This is a genomic window from Paenibacillus sp. cl6col, from assembly GCF_900102125.1.
Taxonomy (GTDB): domain Bacteria; phylum Bacillota; class Bacilli; order Paenibacillales; family Paenibacillaceae; genus Paenibacillus_B; species Paenibacillus_B suaedae.
The window spans coordinates 247,086-261,842 of the sequence record NZ_FNAZ01000007.1 but is presented as its reverse complement, the minus strand read 5'-3'; the positions used below and the strand labels follow the sequence as shown (position 1 = coordinate 261,842).

Annotated in this window: 13 protein-coding genes; 11 read left to right on the top strand and 2 right to left on the bottom strand. The window is 47.0% G+C overall.

Annotated elements, in window-relative coordinates; translation table 11 throughout:
- Positions 1-951 (top strand): ABC transporter permease, encoded by a 951-nt coding sequence (locus BLS15_RS19310; RefSeq protein WP_021255492.1) that lies wholly within the window; start codon positions 1-3, stop codon positions 949-951.
- A 710-nt stretch (positions 952-1,661) separates the two neighbouring features.
- Entirely contained in the window at positions 1,662-2,561 is a 900-nt protein-coding gene (locus tag BLS15_RS19305; protein ID WP_051614095.1) for an SDR family oxidoreductase, read from the top strand.
- A 110-nt stretch (positions 2,562-2,671) separates the two neighbouring features.
- Here BLS15_RS19305 and BLS15_RS19300 read toward each other — a convergent pair whose 3' ends face one another.
- Entirely contained in the window at positions 2,672-3,145 is a 474-nt protein-coding gene (locus BLS15_RS19300; protein WP_028532629.1) for a GNAT family N-acetyltransferase, read from the bottom strand.
- Positions 3,146-3,352: 207 nt separating this feature from the next.
- Here BLS15_RS19300 and BLS15_RS19295 point away from each other — a divergent pair, with 207 nt between their 5' ends.
- The 4 genes from BLS15_RS19295 (at position 3,353) to BLS15_RS19285 (ending at position 7,479) form a co-directional block, all read left to right on the top strand.
- Complete coding sequence (locus BLS15_RS19295) at positions 3,353-4,729, top strand: limonene hydroxylase (protein ID WP_254777375.1); 1,377 nt, start codon at positions 3,353-3,355, stop codon at positions 4,727-4,729.
- A complete protein-coding gene (locus BLS15_RS29620; protein WP_254777374.1) occupies positions 4,713-4,910 on the top strand; it encodes a hypothetical protein in 198 nt (65 codons plus the stop codon). Before BLS15_RS19295 ends, BLS15_RS29620 begins: the two co-directional genes overlap by 17 nt.
- Before the next feature lie 44 nt (positions 4,911-4,954).
- A complete protein-coding gene (locus BLS15_RS19290; protein ID WP_028532631.1) occupies positions 4,955-6,181 on the top strand; it encodes an RtcB family protein in 1,227 nt (408 codons plus the stop codon).
- Between the two features lie 158 nt (positions 6,182-6,339).
- The gene (locus tag BLS15_RS19285; RefSeq protein WP_028532632.1) at positions 6,340-7,479 is read left to right on the top strand and encodes a beta-ketoacyl-ACP synthase III; all 1,140 of its coding nucleotides are present in this window, start codon (positions 6,340-6,342) and stop codon (positions 7,477-7,479) included.
- Positions 7,480-7,591: 112 nt separating this feature from the next.
- Here BLS15_RS19285 and BLS15_RS19280 read toward each other — a convergent pair whose 3' ends face one another.
- Positions 7,592-8,137, bottom strand: coding sequence for a hypothetical protein (locus BLS15_RS19280; protein WP_051614096.1), 546 nt, complete (start codon positions 8,135-8,137; stop codon positions 7,592-7,594).
- Between the two features lie 437 nt (positions 8,138-8,574).
- On the opposite strand from BLS15_RS19280, the gene BLS15_RS19275 reads away from it, so the two are divergent.
- The 5 genes from BLS15_RS19275 to BLS15_RS19250 all read left to right on the top strand — a co-directional run bounded on the left by BLS15_RS19275 (position 8,575) and on the right by BLS15_RS19250 (position 14,586).
- Positions 8,575-9,528: a nucleoside hydrolase gene (locus BLS15_RS19275; RefSeq protein WP_090513358.1), complete on the top strand. Its 954-nt coding sequence runs from the start codon at positions 8,575-8,577 to the stop codon at positions 9,526-9,528.
- Positions 9,528-10,484: a nucleoside hydrolase gene (locus BLS15_RS19270; protein WP_090513353.1), complete on the top strand. Its 957-nt coding sequence runs from the start codon at positions 9,528-9,530 to the stop codon at positions 10,482-10,484. The genes BLS15_RS19275 and BLS15_RS19270 overlap by 1 nt, the downstream gene beginning before the upstream one ends.
- A 100-nt stretch (positions 10,485-10,584) precedes the next feature.
- Entirely contained in the window at positions 10,585-11,799 is a 1,215-nt protein-coding gene (locus BLS15_RS19265) for a NupC/NupG family nucleoside CNT transporter (RefSeq protein WP_021255483.1), read from the top strand.
- A gap of 237 nt (positions 11,800-12,036) precedes the next feature.
- Positions 12,037-13,386, top strand: a complete 1,350-nt coding sequence (locus BLS15_RS19260) for an Nramp family divalent metal transporter (RefSeq protein WP_021255482.1) — start codon at positions 12,037-12,039, stop codon at positions 13,384-13,386.
- Between the two features lie 672 nt (positions 13,387-14,058).
- A complete protein-coding gene (locus BLS15_RS19250) occupies positions 14,059-14,586 on the top strand; it encodes a DUF4241 domain-containing protein (protein ID WP_090513505.1) in 528 nt (175 codons plus the stop codon).
- The last annotated feature ends 171 nt before the right edge of the window (positions 14,587-14,757 follow it).

The following is a 14,757-nucleotide window of genomic DNA, read 5'->3' as shown; positions in this document are numbered from 1 at the left end:
ATGGATATTCTAGCCAATCTATTGAATGGAACATTCGTGTTTGCCACGGCATTGATCTTTGCCGCACTTGGCGGGGTGATCGTCGAACGTACCGGTGTTATTAACCTGGGACTTGAAGGGTTTATGATATCGGGAGCCTTCGCTGCTGCGGTTACGACGCATTATGCGGAGAGTGCGGGGCTTGGCGGTGCTTCGCCTTGGTTAGGTCTCCTCGGTGCCATGATTTTCACGCTGATCTTCTCCGGCATTCATGCACTTGCTTCGATAAAATTTAAAGCAAATCAGGTAATCAGCGGGATTGTCGTCAACTTGCTGGCGGCGAGCTCGACGTTCTTCATGGTCAAGCTCTTGTTCGATGGAGCAGCGGAGACGCCGATCATTGAGGTGTTTTTTAAATGGTCCATCCCATTGTTGAGTGACATTCCGTTCTTCGGAAAAGCATTCTTTACGGCATATCCAACGACCTATATCGCTTATATTTGTGTATTCGTGGTATGGTTCGTCATGTATAAGACACCGCTTGGCTTGCGGATGCGCGCGGTTGGGGAACACCCTGGGGCTGCTGATACGGCAGGCGTGAAGGTCAATCGCCTTCGTACGTTATCCATTCTGGTTGGAGGATCCATCGCTGCCCTAGGAGGCGCAACGGTCGCCTTAACGGCGAACAGCAGCTTCGCGCAGAGCACGATTTCCGGTCAAGGCTTTATTGCCCTTGCCGCGGTCATCTTCGGGAAGTGGAACCCAATAGGGGCGTTTGGCGCAGCGATTTTCTTCGGATTTGCCCAAGCACTCAAGGATCAAGTCGTTATTTATGATTGGGCGAAGACGATACCGACTGAAGTGTTCTACATGCTTCCTTATCTGTTGACCTTGCTGGTGCTGCTCTTTGCAGTTGGGCGTACGAGCGGACCAACCGCACTCGGAGAGCCGTATGATCCGGGGAAAAGATAGAATTTAATTTCGATTTCGTCCATGTGAAGAAAGTATAATGAAGCATCCCCTCAGAGGTAATTGGAGCAACCAATACCTTCTGGAGGGGATTTTTTTATTTGAAAGTCTATATTCGAATCATCTGTTAAACTACACACAGTTCCCTAAGCTCCTCTAAGTGAACAGGTCAAAATTCCGCGTTTCTTTTCAGACTGAAAACTATCTCATGATTGAGCCGACGATTACAGAGCGTTATGAAGAATGGAAAGCTAGTAAACAATCAGCATCTGCTAGCAAATGAAGACTTCCATCATCGCTGCCCTAACAAACGGAACATGAAGACTGTGATCAGGATAAAGGCAATATTGAAGGTGCTAGCTGGTTAGTTACATTTTGGTTGAAAATTCCTGTAGGCTTTGTTACAGTATTGGTATCTAACAGGAACGGAGGGTTATGTGTGATAGATTGTTCCCGATAAGCCAACCATGCAAATTGCATTCATTGGTTCTTTGTTTCTCTGCCTGTCAGCAGAGCAATCGGGATAAGTCTGTCCATATGCCGTCTTGTTCATGTCTTGGCGAGTGTCGCGAGGATTTGCCTGCGTTTTTTATCGAGGGCTTCTTTGGCGCTGTCCGAACATGGACTTATACAGGGATATTCCTACCCGATTATAGTTGGCACAGGCAGAGCATTTGTCTGTGTTTTTTTATTTTGGTTAGGGGGGATTTCCTATGATAACACAGGAACTGTTCAATCCTAAAGATCGGAAGAATAAGAAGAGACGCGTGTGGCTGATTACGGGCGCCAGCAAGGGGCTGGGCTATGCATTTGCCAATGCTGCGCTAGAAGCAGGGGATCAGGTTGTAGCCGTCGCCAGAACCGTCGGGAAGTTAGAATCACTGAAAGAGCAATACCAAGATGCACTGCTATTTTTACGGCTTGATATCCGGGAGCGGGAATCTGTATTTGCAACCGTAAAGGCGGCGGTAGAGCATTTCGGGCGTCTTGATATTGTCGTGAACAACGCGGGCATGATGACGTTAGGCATGGTCGAGGAACTGAGCGAAGCCGATGCAAGAGATCTTATTGAAACGAATTTTTTCGGTGCGGTATGGGTTTCTCAGGCGGTATTCCCTTACTTGCGTGAGCAGCGGTCAGGGCATTTGATTCAAATTTCCAGCATAGGGGGAGTAATCTCAGGTCCAATGACAGGCATGTATAGTGCTAGCAAATTTGCACTAGAGGGCCTAAGCGAAGCGTTGGCGCAGGAAGCAGCCCACTTTGGGGTGAAGTTGACGCTCGTGGAGCCGGGCGGGTATTGGACGGATTTATACAGCACGATGCGCTATAGCCAGCCATTAGAGGCTTACCATTCTCTTCGAGAAGAGCTAGCCCAACAGTATGCGGAAAGTTCGATAGATAGTGACCCTGCATTGGCTGCCGAAGCGCTTATGAAGCTGGTGGATAGCGAGAACCCGCCTTTGCGGCTTATTTTGGGAAGCGCGATTTTTGATATCGCCAGAAACACTTATAAGGAACGCATTACGACTTGGGAAGCGTGGGAATCAGTGAGCAGAGCGGCAGAACAGGGGATATCCGTCCCGCCGAAGGATGGAGCCACCGAGGTGTAAGAAGTAGCGTACGATGCTTATCGTCAACAAAAAGTAGGAAGCCGTTTCTCGGTATGTACTGGGAAACGGCTGTCATTTATCCGAACTATGTCGCTTATTTAATGGAGGATTTACTTGATAGAGGTAACAAACAGCACTCTGCTTCCGCCTCTTCCGTCATAGTTCGTATGTACGGGAATCCCATCTATCTCGCCGTCTCCTTCTTCGATTCGGAAGCCCATCCGCGTATGAAATGCGATCGAAGTCGTATTAACGGGTGAAGTCAAACAGCGGACGATATCGCAATCGTATTGCCGTACGGCATCGAAGAACGTTTCGTACAGCCTTTTCGCGATCCCGGACTTTCGATGATTCGGGTGAACACCGATAAAATGGATATAGGCCTCGTTCGGATAGGTTTGCGACACGAACCCAATTAAGAAGGCGACCATTTCCCCGTCTTGTTCTGCAATAAAGCTCGTTTGTTGAAAATGGACAAAAAACAATTTTGGCAGCATGTCAGACATATTTCTGCCGCCCCACCAATCGTTAAGAACAGAAATTACACTGGTATAATCGGATGTTCTCACTGCACGAATGTTCATGTCCAGCACCTCACTTATGCGAATAATATATAAATTTTACCAAAAATCAAGAAAAGTTTTGTATATAATATATTGCGTCAGTCGCGTGTTTGCAGCCCATTACATAAACAGCTTCATGGATGGTCGTAATACTTTTACCATGTTCATTGGATTGGACTTAAGCGAAGATAGAGGCAGAAGAACGTATCGGGAAAGGGGAACAGTACGATGATTATTTCTTTTGACCAAGCGGCACCATGGAAGGGGAGACCTTCCATTTATTCATACATACGAGATCAAGGGGAGTCAGTAAATGGCTCTTTGCCGGATGACGACGAATTCTGGGCTGACAGCAAGTTACGGTGGGCATCAGGTGCCTTGGACGGAGTGCTCAGTCACCATGCAGCAGGCAGTGAGCGGGAGGAAGAGGTAGACGAAATCGTCGGATTATTGGCGAAGCACTCTAGGGAGACAAAGCATGCCACGCGAAAGGCACTGTATATGAAGCTCGTTACGGCTGAAATAAGCAGCATGATTGACGATATATTGGAGCAGGTACGTACTCATCCAGATATACGACCAGAGCCCGTATTCCATGAAGCGGTATGGCTCGCTGAGCATGGGGCACATCGCAATATCGTAAAGTTCGGTATTGCGCTGCTCGGCCTATTCCAAAATGAACACGTGAAGGAGCTGCTTCTAACGCTCGGTAGGCATGATGAGTTCACGCTGTATACGGCAGTCGCGATTCGGAATGGAATGGACGACAGCAACGAGGTGCTATGGGAATTAGCCAAGCATGTTCATGGTTGGGGGAAAATTCATCTCGTTGAGAGGCTGGAGCCGGCGACGCAGGAAATTCGAGATTGGCTGCTGCGCTATGGATGCCAGAACAATATTATGGATGAATATTTGGCATGCATATGTGCGAGAAATGGAGGCTTGCAGGGGGCGCTATCCGTCGAGCAGGTTGACCACGAATTGTATGAAGGTGCGACGGATATTATTGAAGCTTTGTTAAATGGAGGCCCCGCAGAGGATATCGATGATTATGAGTATGCTCCACAAGTGCTATCGGATTATGTAAGGTTGGCGCGAGAAATGTGTTCCACGGTCAAGCACCTATCGGTTATGTTCCATCTGCACGACTTCTTAGCCCAAGATGAGGAGAGATGGAACGAGCGAATGTCTGCAGGATGGACGGAGCAGCTTAGAACCGATACGATAGAAGCAGTTCAAGTGATCATTGCCCAGCCGAAATGGAAGGGGAACGTGCTGGATGCAATTGAATCGAGCGAATCGGTGAATCGCTATTACGGTATAGCATGCGCAGGGAAGCTCGGGATAGATATTTGGGAGACCCTTTATCATCAGCTTGCTGAGGATCCACTGCAGGATTCCCTTTACTTGCAGCTCATGAAATCAGAAGACACGAGCAAAATTCGGAAGGTGGTTCAGTTCGCTGAGGAACACCTGCCGCTGCAGGATATCGCTACAGGTCCGGGGGCTGAGATGGGGCTTGGGAAAGAGTACATTGCGCATCAATGCTTAAATAGCATCTTGCAGAGCTTGGAGCGATTCGCTGGTATTGGAGAGGCTCGTTAAGGCAGGTCTAAACAGTCCTGTCGTTCGCAATCGGAATATGGCGCTGCGGGCATTGGAGGGCTGGGACGCTGCTTCATGGGGTGAGCAGCTCATCGGGGCGGTCATTCATTCGTTAGAAGTAGAGACGGAAGAATCGGTAAGAGAACGAATTTGTGCGCTGCGAGAAGCAAAAGGCGTTTGAATGTAAGAATAGAAATCATATTTTACCTGGAGTTGAAGGAATATATGGCATATCAACATATAGATGGCGTACGTGTGTGGGGCAACCCGGAGGAGAGCGCCGTTGCGCAAGCGAAAATGTGCGCTAGGACGGGCAATGTGGTTCAAGCCCTGCTGATGGCGGATCATCATAAAGGATACAGTCAGCCGATTGGCGGGGTCGTAGTCTATGACGGGCAAATCTCGCCTTCAGGTGTCGGGTATGACATTGCCTGCGGGAACAAAGCAGTCCGTACTCATTTGACAGCAGAAGAAATCAAGCCTAGATTGCCGAAAATCATGGACAAAATCGCCCGCAAAATCTCCTTCGGGATGGGGAGAGTCAATAATGAGAAAGTGGATCACGATCTCTTCGATGATCCGGACTGGAACGTCTATCAAGCGATTGGCAAGCAGGAGCATGACAAGCTGAAAGCATTGGCTCGCAATCAGCTTGGTACCGTCGGAAGCGGCAATCATTTTGTAGACTTGTTCGAGGAAGTAGGGACGGGACGCCTTTGGGTTGCGAATCATTTCGGGAGCAGAGGATTCGGGCATAAGACGGCGAGCGGATTTCTGAATTTGGCTGTTGGACGGGAGTTCCTTGCCAGTGCTCCAGGAGAGAAGATGGATCAGCCGCCTATCCTGCTTGATTTGAGCAGCGAGGTTGGAGATATGTATTACCGTGCCATGAAGCTGGCTGGGCGATATGCCTATGCAGGACGGGATTACGTAATCGAGCAAGTGCTGGCTATTCTGGGTACGGATGCTGATCTTGAGGTGCACAATCACCATAACTATGCTTGGAAAGAAACACATAACGGCAAAGAAGTCATGGTTGTCCGTAAAGGGGCGACTCCTTCCGCACCGGGGCAGGTCGGCTTTATCGGCGGCAGTATGGGCGACATATCGGTAATTGTAAAAGGCAAGGATAGCATAGAGAATAGCGAAGCTTATTACAGCACCGTTCATGGCGCGGGACGGATCATGAGCCGGACGCAGGCGGCAGGCAAAATGAACTGGAAGACCCGAACTCGAAGCGGCGGTAAAATTACGACAGCGCAAATGATGGAGGCCGTGCGCACATTCGGCGTCGAGCTGCGCGGAGCGGGCACGGACGAGAGTCCGTTTGTGTATCGGAAGCTGCAGGAGGTATTGGATGCACATGCAGAAACGATCGAAGTGATGCACACATTAAAGCCGATCGGCGTGTGTATGGCCGGAGCAGATGAGTTCGATCCGTATAAGGATTAGTTAGCGTGTAGTAGCACACAATTGAAGCAAAATGGAAGAAGAACGCTCTGATACGGGAATAGAGCGTTCTTTTTTTGCGCTCGAAAAATCCAATACTTTACAATTTAATTAAATTCTATGATAATCAAGAAATATATCATATTTTATGGAGGTGCTTCATGAATCAAGTCTATATAACAAGTATAGGTAAATTCCTTCCTGGCTCTCCGGTTAGTAATGATGAAATTGAAGATTATCTAGGCAAAATTGGTGGTAAGACCTCAAAGACCAAGCGGATCATCCTTGAAAAGAATCAGATAAAATATCGCTACTACGCAATGAACAAAGAACAACAGAGCTTATATACGAACGCAGAAATGGCTGCTCTAGCAATACGAGATGCACTAGAACGAAATGAAAACATAGCAGAACAGGATATTGGCTTCCTAGCAACGGGATCGACGAGAGCCGATTTGCTTCTTCCTGGTTTTGCGAGTATGGTACATGCCGAAGCGGGCTTGCCGGTAATGGAGATATCCTCGCATTCGGGTTTATGTGCTAGCGGTATGCAGGCACTTAAATATGCGTACTTACAAATTAAATCTGGCGAACAAGAAGCAGCAGTCGCCTGTGCCAGTGAGTTTCTGAGCCGTGAATTTAAGCATACGAAGTTTGAGGCGCAGTCTGTACATAGCAATGGGCGAGTGCCGTTTGACACGGACTTTTTGCGATTTATGCTGTCGGATGGTGCAGGCGCGGCTATATTGCAGGACAAGCACTCCACGAAGGGGTTATCGCTGCGCATCGAATGGATTGATAACAAGTCCTATGCAAATGAGTATGACGTGTGCATGTATTCCGGTATGGACAAGGACAGTGGAGTTCCTTCGTGGCTTGATTATGCATCCATTCATGAAGCGGCGGATCAAGGGGCTCTAAATCTGAAGCAAGACGTCAGACTAGTTAATGAAATCACGACGGTAGGTGTTCGTCGATTTTTGGAGCTGGTGCAGGAAGGCCGGATTGAACCCGAGACCATCGATTGGATGGTTTGCCACTACTCGTCGCATTTTTTTAGAGATGAGATATTCCGGTTGTTGAAGCAGGGCGGGGTATCAATACCAGCAGAGAAATGGTTTACGAATTTATATACAAAGGGAAACACGGCTTCCGCTTCGATATACATTATGCTGGAGGAGCTCATGAATGAGGGACATCTAATGGAAGGGCAGCAAGTGCTGTGCATCGTTCCCGAAAGCGGTAGATTCCAAACCTCGATTATGATGCTGACAGTAGTTGGGCCTTCGGTCGAAGAATAGAATTGGATAGATGGCATTTCTAGATAAATGGATCATAAGTGGGCAGGCAGAGAGTGGGGAGCCACTCTCTCTTTTTGTAATTTCAGAAGTACGACAAGGGGGAGCGCTCCCCTCATAGAGGTTGGACACCCGTCAACTTCAAGATAAATACAAGGAGAATAACCACGCAAATGCCTAGAGGAATCGAAGCAAATGTCGCCCCAACGATTGCTATCCCTCCGCCTCGCGCAGAATGTCTCGCACTGATCCCTAATGCAAATCCAATTATGTTCAAGATAAAGGACGTAATCATGACGGGCTTTAGTTTGGACGTGAATATGGAGTTATACTTGATCACCTCGTTCAGATGATTCAATATGTATAGAAATGACAGGATACCAAGTAGGCTGAACATAAGGGAAGCAACTGCTTGCCCCTGTCTATTTACGGGAGCCTTGGAAGGTGAGACAGGTTTAGCAGCAGGTTTGCTGGTCGATGTCTTAGGAAGTTCTGTCACTTTTTCCGGCTTCCCTGACTGTGAGTTGATCGAAGCAGGGCGAATCGTTCTGGGCTGCTCACGGGTTCTACGATTTCTGTCAGGCTCTGCTGTTCTGCTGGGTGATCTCATTGTGGTTCTGTTGATAGGTTTTACTGGCGTTCTAGATGGACGCTGCTGCACAATTTGTTCTCCTTTCGTAGGAGGATTAGGTTTTAGGAATCAGACAATACTATATATGTAATCGGCAGAATGGAGTCAGAAACTTTGTTGATTTTATTTCTCTATACTTTCTATTATGATAGATCATGTACGAATGTCCTCTCTTCGCGGTGAGGACATTTCTTTGCAATAAAGCGAGGGATGTACGGGACTGGGGAGAGGAAGTATCATTTGTCAGATAGGAATAAGTGACAATTCTCCCTATTAATACTTTAGAATCGAATATTTTTTTCTTTTAACTATATATTTTTAAAAGAAAATTTAGTATTATTTATAACGGAATCCGAATAATGCGATAAAAATCATTTTTGTTTGTTCGGTTTTGCGACACTTTGTACGGATATAACATAGAATACATTTACTTCACATGAAGTGTTGATGTATGGAATGGAGACAAGATGAAGAAAAAGATTTATTTTAACCACGATGGCGGCGTTGATGATTTGATTTCTTTGTTTTTGTTATTGCAAATGGATAACGTTGAGTTGACAGGTGTATCCGTTATTCCAGCGGATTGCTACTTAGAACCAGCGATGTTTGCAAGCCGTAAAATCATTGATCGCTTCGGAACAGGCGGGCTGGATGTAGCCGCGTCTAATTCGCGTGGGAAAAATCCTTTCCCGAAAGACTGGCGCATGCATGCATTCTATGTGGATGCTCTGCCGCTCTTGAATGAATCTGGCAAGGTCGTAACTCCGGTTGCGGACAAGCCGGCACATGAACACATTATTGATACGCTGCGTGTAACGGAAGGCAAGACGACCTTGTTATTCACAGGTCCGCTGACTGATCTTGCTCGCGCATTAGATATGGATCCAACAATTGAAGAGAAGGTAGAACGCCTTGTATGGATGGGCGGTACATTCCGCGAAGCGGGCAATGTGCATGAGCCTGAGCATGACGGAACAGCAGAATGGAACGTATTCTGGGATCCGGATGCTGCTGCTCGCGTGTGGGAGAGCGGAATCGAGATTGATCTCGTAGCGCTGGAAAGCACGAACCAAGTACCGCTTACACTGGATGTTCGTGAACGCTGGGCTGCAGAGCGCAAGCATATCGGGGTGGATTTCCTCGGTCAATGCTACGCAATGGTGCCGCCGCTCGTTCATTTCTCTACGAACTCGACTTACTATCTGTGGGATGTATTAACGACTGCCTTCGTTGGCAAGAGCGATCTTGTGAAGGTACAGACGGTGAACAGCAAGGTAATTACCGAAGGTGCTAGCCAAGGCCGTACGGTAGAAACGGCAGACGGTCGTCCGGTACAGGTCGTATACGATGTAGACCGCGATGCATTCTTCGATTACATGACAGACCTAGCGAAAAAAGCAACAGAGAAGAGGGAGTCATAATGTCAGAGAAGAAACGCGTCATTATTGATACCGACACAGCAGGTGACGATACAATCGCGATCTTAACGGCCCTTCACTATTTCCAAGTCGAAGGCATTATGATTACAGGCGGTAATGTGCAGTTCGATCAACAGGTGGAAAATGCATTGTATACGGTTCAGGTTGCAGGACATAGCGGCAAGGTTCCGGTGTACAAAGGATATGAAGGTCCAATTATGGGACTGGGACACAAAGAGCATCGCACTGTAGAGGATGTACACGGCAAGGACGGGATGGGCGATTCCTTTTTCGAAAAGGCGATTCAATCCCCTGCAACTGGACATGCGGTTGATTTCTTAATTGACACGGTGCATAACAATCCTGGGGAAATCCATCTGCTGGCGATTGCGCCGCTGACGAATATTGCGATGGCCATCAAGAAGGATCCGACGATTATACCGTTAATCCCGCATTTGTATATTATGGGCGGCACGAACAATGCGCTCGGCAACATTACACCGACGGCAGAGTACAACTTCTACGTTGACCCGGAAGCGGCTAAGATCGTGCTTCACTCAGGCATTCCAATCACGATGGTTGGCTGGGAAATGTGTACGCAATATTCCATCATGGATGACAACGACCATGCGGAAATCGAGCAGCTCGGCACAAAGGGTGCGAAATTCTTCAAGGACGTGAACAAGGTCGTCATGCGCTTCAACAAGACCGTTCACCGTCTGAATGGTACAACGCATCCAGATACATTGCTGGCAGCAGTTGCGGCAAATGAGTCGATTATGACGAACTCTCATCTCTATCATGTTGATGTAGAAACGGTGGGCGAGTTGACAAGAGGCTACAGCCTCGTCGACATCAACAATCGATTGGAGCGCACGCGCAATGTTCGCGTATGTGAAGCAGTCGATCGCGATGCGTTTAAGGGAATGCTATTTGATGTATTAAAATCCATAAACTAGCACAAAATATTCGAATTCATACGAATGAAATTGAAGAGGTCTATCCGACCCTTTCGTATTACAATCTTGGCCATAGACTCGATGAAGAAAGGATCTGTATATGCAATACATTTGGGGGCTTCTAGGCATTTTAGGCATTCTCGTTATAGCGCTGGCATTATCTAAAAATCGCAAAGCGATTAATCCGAGAACGGTCATTGGCGCGTTCGCGATTCAATTCATCTTTGCGTTAATCGTACTGAAGTGGGAATTCGGCAAGACGATGCTGAACTACTTATCCAAAGTTGTACAGAGCATCATTGATTCCACGAATGCGGGGATTCAGTTCTTGTTCGGCGGGATACTCGGGGCAGAGAAGGCGGGCTTTACGTTCGCACTGCAGGTGCTGCCGATCATTATTTTCTTCTGTTCCTTAATCGCAGTTCTGTATTACCTCGGCATTATGCAGTGGGCAACAAGAATCATTGGCGGATTTCTATCTAAAGTGCTCAAGACGAGCGAAACGGAATCCATGTCAGCGGCAGCGAATATTTTCCTCGGTCCAACCGAAGCGCCGCTTGTTGTTAAGCCTTATATCGAGAAAATGACCAAGTCGGAGCTGTTCGCGATTATGGTCGGCGGGCTGGCGTGCGTGTCTGGTTCCGTACTGGGCGGATATGCGATGCTTGGCGTACCGATTGAATACTTGCTTGCAGCAGCATTCATGGGGGCACCAGGCGGCTTGTTGATGGCCAAGATCATGATGCCGGAAACTGATCACCATCTTCGAGTGGAAAAGGTTCAGATGGTCAAGGATACGGAGTCCCGTAATGTGATCGACGCTGCTGCTCGCGGTGCCTCGGACGGTCTGAAAATTGCTGCCGGGGTAGGAGCGATGCTTCTGGCGTTCATCTCGCTCATTTTCCTAGTGAACATGATCATCGGCTGGGTTGGCGGCGTGTTCGGCATTGAAGCATTGACGCTCGAGCAAATTCTCGGCTACCTGTTCGCACCGATTGCCTTCTTGATTGGTGTTCCATGGAGCGAAGCGCTGCAAGCAGGTTCCTTCATCGGGCAGAAGTTCGTCTTGAACGAATTCGTCGCGTACACTTCGTTCGCGCCTGAGATTGCAAGCTTGTCTCCGAAGAGCGTAGTCATCATCAGCTTTGCGCTGTGCGGCTTTGCCAATCTGGCAGCCATCGCGCTGCTTATTGGAGGTCTGGGCGGTATAGCTCCTTCCCGCAGACAGGATCTCGCTGAGCTGGGCTTCCGCGCGATCATTGCTGCAACACTTGCAAACTTGCTGAGTGCAGCCATTGCGGGTATGCTCGTGTAGTGTGAGTGTGAGTGTTGTGTGCGAGGCTAATAGTCAATAACAATAACACAATAACATATCGTTAGGAATCAAGAGGCGGTCGCTTCCCTGGATTGAAACAGGGAACGGCCGCCCTTTTCATATAAAAAGAGTGGCAGGAAGCATGTCTAACACTTGAAATTTTCAGAAAAAGGTATAAAATGATTAAAAGTTGATATAGAGAAACATTTTTGGGAGTGGAAAAAAGGTGGGCTGATTATGGAGTCAGGAAAAGGCAGATTCTTTCACAAAACACAAAATGGCTCAAGCTTAGAGGAAATAAATAATACGGTTCCGATACCTCAAGATGCAGGTTTCTGGAGGAAGCTGCTAGCTTATTCAGGACCGGGTGCATTAGTCGCAGTAGGATACATGGATCCTGGCAACTGGGTTACCTCCATTGCGGGTGGGGCGCAGTTTGGTTATTTGCTGTTGTCGGTCATTCTCATCTCCAGTCTGATTGCCATGCTATTGCAGAGCATGTCTGCGAAGTTAGGAATTGTAACCGGAATGGACTTGGCGCAAGTAACTCGGTTGAAAACGGGCAAAAAATGGGGCTTTGCCCTATGGATTATTACAGAGCTGGCCATTATGGCTACAGATATAGCTGAAGTTATTGGGAGTGCGGTGGCATTGAATTTATTGTTCAATATCCCTTTGCTCGTTGGTGTATTTATTACCGTACTTGATGTATTTTTACTATTGATATTAGCGCGGTTTGGTTTTCGGAAAATTGAAGCCATCGTCGTTACGTTGATTGCAACGATACTTGTTGTTTTCCTGTATGAAGTCATTATTGCTCAGCCGAATGTGGCTCAAATGCTTGGAGGATTCATCCCAAGAACGGAGATCGTATTTAATGACGGGGCATTGTTTATCGCGCTAGGCATCGTTGGCGCCACGGTAATGCCGCACAATTTATATTTGCATTCGTCGATTGTGCAGGCACGCCAGTATGATCGTGGAGATCGGAAATCGCTCAAAGAAGCAGTCAAATTTGCGACGATTGACTCCAATATACAGCTAACTGTCGCGTTTGTGGTGAACTGCTTACTGCTTATTCTAGGTGCATCCTTGTTCTTCGGTTACAGTGGCTCCTTGGATACACTGGGGCAGTTATACCGTGCATTGAATGACAGCTCGATTGTCGGTGCGATTGCCAGCCCTGTACTGAGCGTATTGTTCGCCGTTGCCCTGCTTGCGTCAGGCCAAAATTCAACGATTACAGGAACATTGTCCGGGCAGATCATTATGGAAGGCTTCATTCATATGAAAATGCCGATGTGGGCTAGACGGATGATTACCCGGCTTGTGGCCATTATTCCCGTCGTAGTATGTATCCTGGTGTTCGGGAGTACGGAATCTGTAGTCGAGAAATTATTGATCTATTCACAAGTATTTCTAAGCGTCGCATTGCCGTTTTCCATCATTCCTTTGACTCTCTTTACGAGCGATGAGAAACTGATGGGCGAATTTAAAAATAAATTATGGGTCGTTATTCTCGCCTGGGTCATTTCCGTAGTATTAACGATTCTCAATATCTGGCTTATTATTACGACATTCCAATAATATTGCATTACATGAAGGCTGCAAGCCTAAGAACCCGAGTGGTGACACGATAAAAGGTGCCCCTCTCGGGTTCTTTGTGTTTTCTCCTTGGATATAATCTTTAAATGCCTTACATGGAAAATATTTGGTGGAAAAAATGTGGTCTTTTGTATAAAGTATGAAATATCTAAATATACGACTTTATTCCTACATAGTTATAGATTCGAAAGGAGTTAATAGAGTGCAGCCTACTAGAACGATAACAAGCAATAGAGCGAGCAAGCCAGTCGCGACGACACAAACACGGACTACCAGCAGCCAGATGAGTACTGGCAAGCAGACAGGCAGGATAACAGGTTCTAGCAGTAACACGAATAATATGATAAATGAGCATAATGATGCAGTCAGGTGTGAGAAATGTGGTTCAGTACAAATTGTAGGAGGGCAAAGAGGTTTTAGTGCAGGACTTGCCTTTTTAGGCGGATGTTTTTTTACGTTACTAGGTACATTGATTGGTCATGCGATTGGCGGCCCTACAACTATCATGTTTTTTATGCTATTTGGTTTGATATTAGGGTTTTCAGGAAATAGTGAGCTGATTAATTCATGTATGAAATGCGGTCATAAGTGGAGACCAAGATTACGGAAAAAGAAGAAATAAGTATGGAAAGAACTATGAAAGGAGTGTTTGCTATATTCATTTCATTAGGTCAATTTGAAATCACCTCCGGGAAACTGGTTGTATCCGATCCATGCTATGACTTGAATGAGAATACGATCATTATGGGTGTGCTGGACGATGTGCTGAATGGAGCATGGAGCGCATACGTAAGCAAGACGGAGGTCCAAGATTGGGGAGAAGCTTGTGCCAAGCTTCTTGCTTGTCACGGCTCGGTTGCCGATAAGCTGGAGACCCTTGAATGGGTGAAAGGGAACTTCATTGTAGGCGTAGATAGCGGACAGGCTGGAATCTTTGACGTGAGCAAGTATCGAATTCCAGATGCCGATGCAGATAGTACGGAACCCAATGATACGGACAGCGAATGGTATTACGCTTGCTGCGATATTACAGAGAGCGGTGAAGAGGCCGGTGTGCTGGATGGTGGTGTTGTTTCTCGTACCGGATTTGGCGATGGAGCGTATGCGGCGTATTATGCTGTCAATAGGCAAAGTCAGATCATAGGAATTAAGATTATTTTCATTAAGGACGCGGATGTGTAGCAACTAAGAGTAAAGATCAACGAACAAGCACAATGATGTCTGGATTGATAGAGGACATTGTTGTGCTTTTTATTTACTGAGCATTAGTCCAGATAATCCCTCCTTATGCAATTTTAGTTGGTAATTCTTCGATTTTGATCATAGAATCATAGTGTGTATCCTATGCCGTAC

Excerpts from the sequence above, each read along its gene's own strand:
- BLS15_RS19310 (WP_021255492.1), top strand. The coding sequence starts at position 1 with ATGGATATTCTAGCCAATCTATTGAATGGAACATTCGTGTTTGCCACG.
- BLS15_RS19305 (WP_051614095.1), top strand. The coding sequence starts at position 1,662 with ATGATAACACAGGAACTGTTCAATCCTAAAGATCGGAAGAATAAGAAG.
- BLS15_RS19300 (WP_028532629.1), bottom strand. The coding sequence starts at position 3,145 with ATGAACATTCGTGCAGTGAGAACATCCGATTATACCAGTGTAATTTCT.
- BLS15_RS19295 (WP_254777375.1), top strand. The coding sequence starts at position 3,353 with ATGATTATTTCTTTTGACCAAGCGGCACCATGGAAGGGGAGACCTTCC.
- BLS15_RS19290 (WP_028532631.1), top strand. The coding sequence starts at position 4,955 with ATGGCATATCAACATATAGATGGCGTACGTGTGTGGGGCAACCCGGAG.
- BLS15_RS19285 (WP_028532632.1), top strand. The coding sequence starts at position 6,340 with ATGAATCAAGTCTATATAACAAGTATAGGTAAATTCCTTCCTGGCTCT.
- BLS15_RS19275 (WP_090513358.1), top strand. The coding sequence starts at position 8,575 with ATGAAGAAAAAGATTTATTTTAACCACGATGGCGGCGTTGATGATTTG.
- BLS15_RS19270 (WP_090513353.1), top strand. The coding sequence starts at position 9,528 with ATGTCAGAGAAGAAACGCGTCATTATTGATACCGACACAGCAGGTGAC.
- BLS15_RS19265 (WP_021255483.1), top strand. The coding sequence starts at position 10,585 with ATGCAATACATTTGGGGGCTTCTAGGCATTTTAGGCATTCTCGTTATA.
- BLS15_RS19260 (WP_021255482.1), top strand. The coding sequence starts at position 12,037 with ATGGAGTCAGGAAAAGGCAGATTCTTTCACAAAACACAAAATGGCTCA.